The following is an 11,074-nucleotide window of genomic DNA, read 5'->3' as shown; positions in this document are numbered from 1 at the left end:
TGAAGCGGATTTAGTCAACTAAACCCGCGCGAAGGGCTCTGACAGCCGCTTGAGTGCGATCGTCGCAAGACAGCTTATTGAGGATGTTACGCACATGAGTTTTCACAGTACCGAGGGAAATGTATAGCTGCTTGCAAATTTCCTCATTGCTACACCCTTCGACAATCAACTCTATAACCTCTTTTTCTCGTTCTGTTAAAGGGTTCGCCATTAACAACTGACTGTACTCTGGCTCGACTCCATTGATTGACACAGTGGAAATGGTTGCTGAGTTAACAGCTTCCTTGAAAGGGTTATTCATGCGAGCCAAAACGATTCTGGCAATTGAAGAATCGATCCAGTTTTCGCCAGCGTTTGTCTCAACAACGGCTTCCACTAACTTTTCAAAACTGACATCTTTCATGCAGTAAGAGTCGGCTCCCGCTGCAAAAGCTGCCAGCACCGATTCTTCGTTATCCTGCATAGTCAAAATCAACACTTTCGGTTGGTTATCCACGCTGGGGGTTTTTGGAGTTTGTATGTATTCTTTGAACCTTTTGGTCAGTTCAATTCCGTCTACCAACCCCGGTAGTCCGATATCAACGATCGCTACATCAGGCCGGGTTTTCTCCAGTAAAGTTATCCCTTGCAGGCCGTTAGCTGCCTCTCCGATAAATTCAAGTTCTTCGCAGTCTTCTAAAGCTGCTTTGATTCCAGCCCTTGTCAGGTGGTGGTCTTCAATTAAGGCAACAGTAATTTTATTCATGGTTGATTTGTTTAAAAAAAGGACAATTGTACTTAATCTGTATCCAAACAAGACTTTTAGAGCGATATGGGAAGCCGTACAGTAAATGTGCTTCCTTGACCCACCGTTGATGCCACGTCAATACTGCCAGAGTGGGCTTCTACAATCCGGCGAGACAGGTGCAGCCCCAGGCCACTACCTGCTCTGGCATGGTTTCCGGTGCGAAATCGTTCAAACAGCGAAGCTTGTTCTGAGGCTCTGATACCGGGGCCGGTGTCTTCTACGCTAATGCTTACCGACTTGACATCTGGACGGACAAAGATTTTCACGCAACCAAAATCGGTGAATTTAATGGCATTTCCGACTAAGTTGGTGATGACTCGGCGGAGTTCGAGGCGATCGCCTTCAATCCTTAGTGGTTGCGGGTCAGAGTCGTCGAAAGTTAGGACAAGTCCTTTATCAATAGCCACAGCCTCCTGTTCCTTAACGACTTCTTTGACCAGTTTTTTGAGGTCAAAGGGGGCGATCGCCAGAGTTTTGCAACCAGATTCAAATCGGTGAACCTCTAGTAAAGTATTGACTAAGGAAAGCAAATTTTGGTTGCTGCAGCCGATGGTGGCGATCGCTTCTACCGCTTGAACGGGCAGTTCACCAAATTTCCCTCGTTTGAGTAGGGTCAGCATTCTATCAGCGGCAACTAGGGGAATCCGCAAGTCGTGGGTAAGACGAGCCACAAAATCCTCTCGTGCCTTTGTCATTTCCAGCATCGCATCTATGCTGTGTTTGAGCCGGAGGAGGCTGCGGACACGAGCCAGCAAATCATTTACCTGGATGGGCTTGCAAACAAAATCGTCAGCGCCCAAGTCGAGTCCATCTGCTATGGTCATTGAGTTGTCAGTCGCAATTAACAGGATGGGGATAAAGGGAAGTTGAGGATTGGAGCGAATTCTGTAAGTCACTTCGTAACCGTCTACTTCTGGCATCATTACATCCAACAGGAGTAAATCTGGTGGCGACTCCTCAACCTTAGCTAAAGCATCAAGTCCGCTGGAGCTCGTGCTGACGCAGTAGCCTTCTTCTGAGAGAATAGCCTGCATAATAAATAAGTTGTCAGTTGTATCGTCAACCGCCAAGATTTTACTGGGTTTATCTCTCATTACCCTAACTTCCTTTCACCTCTCCATCCAAAACTGACAAATGAGTCCATATCTTCTGAGTCAGCCTTTTGGCGAAGAAAAGTTAAAAATTGTCGATAATCTTGAACCTGCTTGGATTCTTCCAATTTTCGCTGCTTTCTGATTCGCACCAAGTAGTCTTTGAGGCGAACGTACCGCCATCCTACTTGAATCCCCAACTCGTAGATTTGAGTGGCTTTGGGATTCGCGCTCGCTTTGAGTAAGGTTTGTGCGACTCTTGGCGAGTCGGAGTCAGAAAGGGTTCTTCTGCTTTCTTTTCCATCCATGCAACCTTTCCAAAACTCTTGGCTGCTGGTTGAAGGGTGGATGGAAATCTTGTACTCTTGCAGTGTTGATTCCAGCCAATATAAGTCTTGTTTTCTGTCGTTTGAGAGCGAATCATTTGGCTGATACTTGTTCCAGGCACGGGCAAAAGCGTTGAGCGACTTTTGAAAATTGGTCAAAAAATAGCCGGACAGGGTTTGAGAGTTTGCCGGCAGTGAAAGTTGGCTGCGGTTTGAGAGAGTGTTAGTTTGTACCATATTTATCAACCTTCGCAAAACTTGGTTTGAGTTGGTATTTTTCTGGTTCTGTTCTAAGTGTTAATCTATCAACAGGTAAGCTTGAGCTAGCTCTACCTAAAAGCTGATTTTTCCTTCACTGCTGCCAAGCTAATTTCTGATTTAAGGCAGAAGCTAGAATGCGGAGCTTTAATTCAGAATAAGTGTCAAGCGCTTCTGCCTTTGAATGGAATTATCAGTTTTTTGGGCTGAACTTTTGCTCTCAACTCGGGTTGTAGCGATTAGCTAGAATGCGGCATCGGTAAATTTTTCCTAATCTACTAAGAGAGATTCTAGCTCTGTGAGAATTTTTTGGAGGCGCTTCTGCTTCTTTGGATCGCTCCAAACTTTTGACTTGTTCGCTTTTGTTAAAGCTCCCTTAATTTGGCTTTTCAGATTTTCTTCGGGTTTTTCTGCTGAAGTCTCTGTCTTTAAATCTGCGATCCGTTCTTTAATCTGAGTTAAAGATAGACCTTCCGCGATCGCAGATTCCAGAAGCAACTTTCTGGCTGGCTCGTCTTTAACTTTGGCGATCGCTCGTGCCTTGGTGTATTCGATCTGACCCCGCCGCAGAGCTTCTTGAATGTCTGCCGGCAGCTTCAGCAATCCCAGTCTGTTACTGACAAAAGACTCCCATGACATCCGCCCCAATTCGCTAAAAACCTTGGCAACTATTTGCATTTCAGGATGAATGATAACGTTATCATTCATCCTCTGCACGTCATTTTGCATCCGGTAGAGCAGGTGTATCACCTCTTCTCGATCGTATTCAAGGTGATGGGAGAGCAGTTGCAAAATCCCCTCTGTTTCTTCGACTGGGTTGAGGTCTTCCCGCTGCAGGTTCTCAACTAATGCGACGCGCAGAGCTTGCTGTTGGGTCAAGTCCCGAACGATCGCAGGGACTTCTGTCAATCCTAATTCTCTAGCAGCTCTATACCGCCTTTCGCCAGCTACTAGCTCGTATTTATCCTCTCCCAAAGGACGAACTAATAAAGGTTGGAGAATTCCATCAGTTTTTACTGACTCAACCAAAGCCTGCATTGCTTGGGAGTCGAAGTATCGGCGAGGTTGAGAGGATGGAAGCTTTATAGACTCAATCGGGAGCAGTTTTTCTGCCGTTGGTTCTGCTACTTCATCATCTCCAAACAAAACGCTCAAATTTGCCTTACCTTTATAGGGCTGGTCATTCTTACTTGACATTGAGTTTCTCCATCTTGGCTGCTAGCTGGTCTAATATTTTGACAACGGGATTTTTAGGTTCGTAAACAGCAAGCGGGACTTGTTTCTCGGAAGCATCCGCAAAAGCAGTTATGCGCGGGATGGGAGTGTAAACGGGGCCGAAGGTCGTAAACTGTTCGCTCATAGCCTTGAGAGTCCGCTTGTCCTGAGAGTTGGCAGCAGCATAGCGGGAGGGAACAAAACCAGCTATCTGCAAAGAGCGGTTTCCTTTCTTTCTGATTCTCGCTACTGTTTGCAACAGGAGGTTGGTGCCCTCAAAGGCTTTGTAGTGAGTCTCAACGGGGACTAAGACGTGAGTAGCGGCTACCAGGCTGATGTAGCTGAGCAACCCTAAACTGGGAGGGCAATCTATGAGGATGAAGTCGTAGTTGTTTTGAATTGGGGCGATCGCATCTTTGAGGCGAACTTCCCGAAAATCCATGTTAACCAGTTGAATTTCCGCCGCGCTGAGGTTGATGTTGGTAGGAGCCAAATCCATACCGTGAATGCCAGTGTGGATGGACATAGGCTCCTCATTGACAATGGCATCAAACACAGTTTTATCCAAATTCTGAGAGTCAACCCCCATGAAGAGCGTCAGAGAACCTTGAGGATCGATATCGATGAGAAGAACCTTGCGGCCTCGCTTAGAGAGGTGATAGCCGAGATTGAGCGCGATCGTGGTTTTCCCCACACCACCGGCTTGGTTGAACAGCGAGATTATCTTTGTCATGACTTGCCCTCCGGTAGCGTGCCACCATAGTTCCAATCCTGCGTGCAAAAGGAGGCGGCGGTTAAAACTGTAAGCATATTTGCACTCTTGTTGAAGTTTGGGAATGTCTGCGCTTTAGGCATGAACCGTCACTATCCCCAGACCGTTTTGTAGAAAAACTATAGTTATACTCTCATATAAAAGTGATATCTCTGAAGGCGCATTAGGAATTTTTTTATTTTTCCCCACTCGGAAAGGCAATTGGCAACAGTGACCATGCCGTTGCTGTAAAAGACAACGGCAATGCGGTCGGGTATAAATGTTGGCAGGTGACGCTAAATACTTCTAAGCTCGCTCTTTCATTGACTTGTAGGGATAAGGATAGTTGATTGTTAGTTTGAGCGAGCCAGGAAGTACCTCTGGTTGATTAACAATGCAGTAAATGAGATATCCAGCCCGTTCTACTTCTGTCCAAGCCAAAGGCGAGAACTGGGCTGACTCACAAATGGCGCGTTTAACCAGTCCCGGTCTGCTGCGGTTCTCAAACAGAGCTTGCACGAACTGGGTGGGATTGGCTATGGCAGGAGATAAAAGCTGGCAGAATTTTCTAGGATGAACAGTCCGAAGATAATTGATAGCAGCTTGTCCATTGAGTGCTTCAATTAAAGATGGGGAAATTTGCAAGTGCTGGAGCAGCAAGTTAATATCTTCCTCAGTATTGCTTACTGCCCATAAATTATCCTCGAGCCACCCCCAAACTATCTGCTCAGCCTCTTTGTGAGTTGCTACCAAAAAGCGATTTCCTTTGTAGGTAAACCCTGATACGTGGGGCAGTTGGGGGAGAGACCAGTCGGCAAGAGCGCGATCGCTGTCCAGTAGCAATAGGACAGATGCTAGTATGTGCCTCCTGTGGTGCCGAAGTGGATCGGCGACGGGTGCAGGCTGTCGAGAGCTGTGTTGATGGTAAAACTGCATGGGAACGCCGTTCTCCTATTAACAGTAAAAGTTACTGCTTTAAGCTAAAAGCTAAAGGCTGTAAACTCAATCCGCCTTCCTTCCTAATTTTCCACCTCAAAAGTCATCGGCAAAATTCATCTTGCGGACTATTAAAACGCGATCCAGAGGCAAAAACTATCGTCTGAATGGCTGTTGTTTCTTGTAATTCCAGTTAGTAATAGCAATAGGGAAAAGGCATTTGTTCAATGGCTTATTTCCGAACAATACTTTTTGATAAAACAATTACTGGTTCAATGTTCTCTGCCTTGAGAACTAAAGTGAATTACGACTAAAAGCGTACCAAGAGCGACAAAAGCGCATGATAGGTTGATTGCTAAAAGATCGATGCGCTTTTAGATGGCGGAATACTTATGTTTTTAGACACCATACAGAGATTTTCCCCTGAGTATATTTTGAGGCTAAAACAAATAGGGCTGGCTTTTTTTGAGAAGATAGCAACTGATCGAGCAATAGCTGGAGAAACCCAAGATTTTTACCAGGGATTACTTGCAGGATTGGATCTGGGAGTTAAATTAATAGACGAAGAAAGCGGAGTACAAACGCTTAGCCTTTTAGAAGCTAAAATAGCAACTTTTATCAATGATGGAGAAGATAACTTACCCCATCAACCTCTAAGTTCGAGTTCAGTAGAAGGCGATTGTAAGCTATCCATTTGTAGGTTGCCGGCTAGCTCCATTTCTCAACTCAGACAAATTGGAAGAGAAAGCGATTGCGAACTTGTTATAAAAGATTGCATCTGCATCGGCGAGACTCAAGATTTCTATCACGGCTGCCTCGCTGCTATTGATTTTGCCCTCTCCTTGGCAGGTGAGAAATATGCCTATGCTCAAATCAGTCTGGTAAAAACTAATGCCGCCAATTTCATCGAATTAAACAAAGATTGGGAACGCCGAGTTCTTGAGCTTAAAGGATTATCCTCTTCAAAGAGGCAAGATGGGCAACCAAAACAAAATTTGCAGGTTGGGCTGTCGCAAGTGGATGGTGACAATCAAGTTGGGATGTTGGTTAGTGAAGGAGAGGGCGATGAAGCGGATTCGCTTTCGACAGAAGCGGGGACTTTAGCGGAAATACAGGAGCAAGATTTAAAGAGCGATCGCTCTGATTCTAGCGAACTAATCGTACCTCTGGGTTTAAGCAATTTGGCTATTTTGAAAGACCAGAATGAAAGTGAAAAGGGAGCCCGAGAACAGTTTACAGAAGAGGTAGTAAAGCTGGAAGAAGAAGAGCGCTTAGAGCTAGAGAATTTGCTATCTAGGGCTTTATTAGATGGCTATCAACAGTTGAAGCTGGGGAAATGCAAGGTTATAGAAGATTGGACAGCATTTTTAGAGTCAGGTGAAGCAATTAGGGTGATTTCAGATCGAGACAGCCACATTGTGATGCGGATTACTTTAGAGGGTGAAGTGCAAAGCGCTTTATCTTATGGCGATGCAGAGGTGTTGAGTGCAACTGTTAAAGAAAACTCAGAGGATTTGGCTATATTCTCTAACTGGTTAGAGCCGATAATTCCGAACCCGTCAGGCGGCGAGTTGAATGCTGATTCAGTACCGCCAGCAGCCACAATGGATATTCAGCAGGTAAAAATGGCTGAGTCTATTCTGCCAACGGCTCAAAGAGCTTTTGAGTATTTCCTCAATTATGCACGCGATCGCGTGGAAGAGACTGATGAGTACACTCGCGTTCGGGTAGGAGATTTGTACGATCTGATCGTGGAAGAGTCGGAGGGGGTTTCGGTGTCTTCTCTGACTGTTGTTGCGCGAGGGGAGTTAATCAAGGTTCGTGGAGAAGATTTGGTTTTAGCTCAGGGTATTTCCTCTGAAGATATTGATTTTTGGGCAGTTGTGGCAGAGCAGCTAGATCGGATAGAGGCGAGGAATAGGGATTGGGAGCGATCGGAACCAGATAGTCAAAGTGGTTTAGGGGGCTGAATCCCTGGAAATACCCCTTATTTGAATTAGCTCCTCTCTGCAAGATGTTAATTTATCCCAAAAAGTATCAAAGACTTTTTTTACATTTTCTCTCATTTCTTGGACAACTTCGGGAGGAAAACATTGGGAGTTGAAATTCTGGGAAAGAGTTTCTGTGGTTTGGTCTAATAACTTCTTAGCCGTAGTAAAATTGGACTCTGCTTGTTTTATCCTGTTAATTCTATTTTCATGATATTCAAGTGCAATTTGATGAGGAATCCACAAACGATCTTTTATAGCGTCTAAAACTTTAAAATTTATAGCGTCTAAAACTTTAAAAAAATCTTCGTGTGTTTCATTACGATGTTCATAAAAATCTAAAATAACATTAGTATCAAAAATAAAGATGCACTTTTGCCAAAGCTCCAAAAAATCTTCGTCAGATGGGGAATAATAGCCGGGGAATAAGTCTTTCATTTTTGTCAATTACTTGGTAAATATCTTGCGCGCTCCACTCATATTGAGGCGCATGGTGATGACTTGCTCGCTAACCAGATAAACCCTACTTGCTTCCACCACGCTCATCTTAGTTTTAGCGATGTGAAAGGCTGCTTCTTTTGAAATAAGCAGCGCTGGCCCTAACCAATTCGCTTCATCCTCCTGTTCCACGTCGAAGTGGCGGCAGCCGTGCTTATCGAGTACAGGACGCGCGATATGACCGAGAATGCTGTGACCGAGTTCGTGAGCGATATTTGAAGCCTGTCGGAGGAGATCGTGCGAATCGTTGTGGATGATACGCCGTCGGTCGCCGTCAATGATGGTGACAGCCGAAAAGCTTTACCGAGCCTGTTCCATAAAATGGGCAACCGCTTCTTGTATTTTGGTGTAAGCCGATAGGGGATCTACGGGGATTTCTAAGTGTTGGGCCAATCTCCAGGGACAAAGGGGGTCATGAGGTCTGAGACTCAGTTCCTTTCTATATTTCCGAGCATAAGCATCCGCTTCAGATTTGAACCCGCGGCGTAACTGCTGTTTCATCAATCTATTCGATCCTTGCGTAGACGCTCGTAACCTGCTTTGAGAATAGCTTCGAGAGCTGCTGCTCCTTCTGGCGTGAGATTGCGATCGGCCCGCAAGTACGCAGTAATTTGAGTAAGCGGGTCTGATTCAGTCCGAACATCCCGAGCTCCTTTGACAAAGGACTCAGCCTGCAATCCCGACCATTTTAACAGTGCTGCGAGACTATCCACATCAGGCCTCCTTCCTTGAGCCATGCGGGTCAAAGTGGACGCGCTTACCTCAGACTGTGCCGCTACCTGCTTCCACGTTAGGCGCTGCGACTGTCGCTGACTGTCTAACGCTGCGTAAAAGGACTCTACATCGAACTCTACCTTAGCCATCCTCCCTCTCCGATTGCTACCTTGCAATTTTAAGTCAGTTGTGTAACATGAAGGTAATTGCATTTACGCAATCAGTGGTCACTATCGCAATTGAGGAGTTTAGCGTGATTATGTCAAAAAGTTATCGGATTCAAATTGATGAGACTTCTTATGAAGTGGACGATCCAGTTATTGCCGGTGTTCAGCTTCTTGACACGGCAGGGAAGAGGCCATCTGATGAATACCTCATCTTTCAGCGGTTGCAGAACGGGCAGCTTGAGGAAATCAGGCCTGATGAAACGGTCGATCTGCGGAAACCGGGTATAGAGGCGTTTATCACTTGGCGAAGCGATCGCTCTTTCCGTTTTGTAATTGACGGCCGGAAATTTGAATGGGGGATACCGCTAATTACCGGACTGAAGCTCAAACAACTTGCGGGAGTTGACCCCAAATCTTATGGAGTTTGGCTGGAGGTACGGGACGGAGAAGACCGCCCGGTGGGAAATGAGGAGTCGGTGGATCTCCAAGCTCCCGGAGTCGAGCGCTTCTTCACCGGTAAGAAGACTACGACGGAGGGTTAATCCGTGAGTTTCTTACCGTCGCGAGAGCGGGAATATCTTGAAAGCAAAGGTATTGTTTTTCAGGAAGTTATAGACGGGAGCCAGAAAGGGGTCATTCTCCCTGGCTTTAGGTTGCCGTCTAACAAGTACGATGTCCACCAGGCAGAGGTATTGATCGTGCTTCCGCCAGGCTACCCAGATGTCCCGCCAGATATGTTTTACTTGCAACCCTGGGTGAAGCTTGCCACTCACAACCGTTACCCCACAGCAGCAAACCAGGCTTTTATGTTCAATGGAGTCTCCTGGCAACGGTGGTCGCGCCACAACAACGAGTGGCGTCCCGGTACTGACGGTATTTGGACGATGCTCAAGCGCGTGGAACACGCTCTGGAGGTAGCTGTATGAGCTTTACTGCCAGTATGGTGTTGCAGGAGGAACACCTTAAATACCTCCAAGAAACCCTGAGCCGCGCCGATGGACGAGAACGAGCGGCTTACGTGATCTGCGGTGAGGTAGTCATTGAATCGGACCCTTGGGATGTTCAGCAGCGGAGGAAATATCTTTCCTATGAAATCCTCGCGGTACCTGAAGATGAAATAGTTTCGAGTTCAGATCGGCATATTACCTGGAAAACTGATTCTTTTGTTCGAGCATTGAAGCTCGCTCACACGAGGGGGATGACAGTGGCTCTCGTTCACAGCCATCCGAGAGGTAGCACTGCGTTTTCCGAACAGGATGATAGAAACGAGCCTGACCTTGTAGAGCTTGCCCAGCACAGAAATGGGCCCCAGACAAAACTCCTGAGCCTAATTCTCACAGACTCAGGAGAGCTTGTCGGTCGCCTGTGGACGAGCCAGCAGGAATCGATTCCTCTGCAACTGATTTGTGTTGTAGGAAAAGCAATCCAGCTCCACTACACGGGACGGAGGCAGGGCATACCTTCGTCAGTCTTTCACCGACAATCGCTCGCATTTGGGGAAGCACTTACTCAGGATTTATCAACGCTCAGGGTTGGAGTGGTAGGCTGCGGCGGTACGGGCAGCGCAGTCGCCATGCTGCTTCCAAAAATGGGAGTGCGGCTGATTGCGCTCTTCGATCCAGATGTAGTTGAAGAGAGTAACTTAAACCGACTTCACGGCGCGACTCGGGAAGACGCTGAAGCAAAGCACCCGAAGGTTCTTGCTGTAGCGCGATCGCTCTCGGAGCTAGGGCTTGGAGTGCAAGTAAAGTCCTATCAATCGTGGATAGGTGATCGGGATTGCCGAGATGCCCTGAAATCCTGCGATATAGTCTTCGGTTGCACGGATGACCATGCCGGACGGTTGTTGCTTAACCGCTTTGCCTACTATTACCTGACTCCTGTTTTCGATGGAGGACTTGCCATTGAGGTATCTCCAACTGAACCGCCAGAAATCAAAGCGCTAGATGGTCGAGTAACGGTACTTGCGCCCAGTCACACTTGCCTGTTGTGCCGAGAGGTTATTAATCCTGTTGTGGCGCGGGATGAGGCTTTGAAGCGGAATGCTCCGGTAGAGTACGAGCGGCGGAAAGCAGAGGCTTACGTTTTAGGCGAAGGAAATCCCAGTCCTGCAGTGGTACTCTTCACCACAGATGTTGCGATTATGGCGATTGAAGAGTTGGTACACCGCCTTCAAGGATTTCGAGGTGAGAACGGTGCGACAGCCCAAAGAGTAAGAAAATTTCACCTAATGACCGATCGAAAGCAAGCTGCTGATTCCAAGTCGCATTGCCCTATTTGCGGTACTGCTGATTGTTGGGGCAAAGGCGATATTGTTCCATTTCTCGATTTGGTGGAGTGAGC

At 46.7% G+C, this 11,074-nt stretch carries 14 protein-coding genes; 4 read left to right on the top strand and 10 right to left on the bottom strand.

The features are described 5' to 3' along the window. Positions 1-10 precede the first annotated feature (10 nt). From QUB24_RS02960 to QUB24_RS02935, 6 genes are all read right to left on the bottom strand, one after another. Positions 11-745: a response regulator transcription factor gene (locus tag QUB24_RS02960; protein WP_333150484.1), complete on the bottom strand. Its 735-nt coding sequence runs from the start codon at positions 743-745 to the stop codon at positions 11-13. A gap of 56 nt (positions 746-801) precedes the next feature. Further along, positions 802-1,881, bottom strand: coding sequence for a hybrid sensor histidine kinase/response regulator (locus tag QUB24_RS02955; protein ID WP_333150482.1), 1,080 nt, complete (start codon positions 1,879-1,881; stop codon positions 802-804). Further along, a complete protein-coding gene (locus QUB24_RS02950) occupies positions 1,881-2,441 on the bottom strand; it encodes a hypothetical protein (RefSeq protein WP_333150480.1) in 561 nt (186 codons plus the stop codon). Before QUB24_RS02950 ends, QUB24_RS02955 begins: the two co-directional genes overlap by 1 nt. Positions 2,442-2,732: 291 nt before the next feature. Next, entirely contained in the window at positions 2,733-3,659 is a 927-nt protein-coding gene (locus QUB24_RS02945; RefSeq protein ID WP_333150478.1) for a ParB/RepB/Spo0J family partition protein, read from the bottom strand. Next, complete coding sequence (locus QUB24_RS02940; protein ID WP_333150476.1) at positions 3,649-4,410, bottom strand: ParA family protein; 762 nt, start codon at positions 4,408-4,410, stop codon at positions 3,649-3,651. The genes QUB24_RS02945 and QUB24_RS02940 overlap by 11 nt, the downstream gene beginning before the upstream one ends. 324 nt (positions 4,411-4,734) lie before the next feature. After that, complete coding sequence (locus QUB24_RS02935; protein WP_333150473.1) at positions 4,735-5,364, bottom strand: hypothetical protein; 630 nt, start codon at positions 5,362-5,364, stop codon at positions 4,735-4,737. A 392-nt stretch (positions 5,365-5,756) separates the two neighbouring features. Between QUB24_RS02935 and QUB24_RS02930 the strand changes: the two genes are divergently transcribed. Continuing rightward, a complete protein-coding gene (locus tag QUB24_RS02930) occupies positions 5,757-7,334 on the top strand; it encodes a hypothetical protein (protein ID WP_333150471.1) in 1,578 nt (525 codons plus the stop codon). Here QUB24_RS02930 and QUB24_RS02925 read toward each other — a convergent pair. Genes QUB24_RS02925 through QUB24_RS02910 form a run of 4 tightly spaced genes read right to left on the bottom strand, consistent with a single transcriptional unit; the run spans position 7,323 to position 8,713 of the window. Beyond that, positions 7,323-7,790 carry a PIN-like domain-containing protein gene (locus QUB24_RS02925; protein WP_333150469.1) on the bottom strand — a complete coding sequence of 156 codons (468 nt, stop codon included), beginning with the start codon at positions 7,788-7,790 and terminating at the stop codon, positions 7,323-7,325. The genes QUB24_RS02930 and QUB24_RS02925 overlap by 12 nt on opposite strands. Before the next feature lie 9 nt (positions 7,791-7,799). Next, complete coding sequence (locus QUB24_RS02920) at positions 7,800-8,108, bottom strand: ImmA/IrrE family metallo-endopeptidase (protein WP_333150603.1); 309 nt, start codon at positions 8,106-8,108, stop codon at positions 7,800-7,802. Between the two features lie 42 nt (positions 8,109-8,150). Further along, positions 8,151-8,351: a hypothetical protein gene (locus QUB24_RS02915; RefSeq protein WP_333150467.1), complete on the bottom strand. Its 201-nt coding sequence runs from the start codon at positions 8,349-8,351 to the stop codon at positions 8,151-8,153. Continuing rightward, a complete protein-coding gene (locus tag QUB24_RS02910; RefSeq protein WP_333048851.1) occupies positions 8,351-8,713 on the bottom strand; it encodes a helix-turn-helix domain-containing protein in 363 nt (120 codons plus the stop codon). The genes QUB24_RS02915 and QUB24_RS02910 overlap by 1 nt, the downstream gene beginning before the upstream one ends. A 110-nt stretch (positions 8,714-8,823) precedes the next feature. Between QUB24_RS02910 and QUB24_RS02905 the strand changes: the two genes are divergently transcribed. The 3 genes from QUB24_RS02905 to QUB24_RS02895 are packed head-to-tail and all read left to right on the top strand — an operon-like array spanning position 8,824 to position 11,072. Then, positions 8,824-9,273, top strand: a complete 450-nt coding sequence (locus QUB24_RS02905) for a multiubiquitin domain-containing protein (RefSeq protein WP_333150465.1) — start codon at positions 8,824-8,826, stop codon at positions 9,271-9,273. A 3-nt stretch (positions 9,274-9,276) separates the two neighbouring features. Continuing rightward, positions 9,277-9,657, top strand: coding sequence for an E2/UBC family protein (locus tag QUB24_RS02900; RefSeq protein WP_333150463.1), 381 nt, complete (start codon positions 9,277-9,279; stop codon positions 9,655-9,657). Next, entirely contained in the window at positions 9,654-11,072 is a 1,419-nt protein-coding gene (locus tag QUB24_RS02895) for a ThiF family adenylyltransferase (RefSeq protein WP_333150461.1), read from the top strand. The genes QUB24_RS02900 and QUB24_RS02895 overlap by 4 nt, the downstream gene beginning before the upstream one ends. Positions 11,073-11,074 lie beyond the last annotated feature (2 nt).

This window comes from Microcoleus sp. B9-D4, assembly GCF_036705105.1.
In the GTDB taxonomy this organism is placed as follows: domain Bacteria; phylum Cyanobacteriota; class Cyanobacteriia; order Cyanobacteriales; family Microcoleaceae; genus Microcoleus.
The sequence above is the reverse complement of the archived record's forward strand: the minus strand, read 5'-3'. Positions and strand labels throughout refer to the sequence as shown.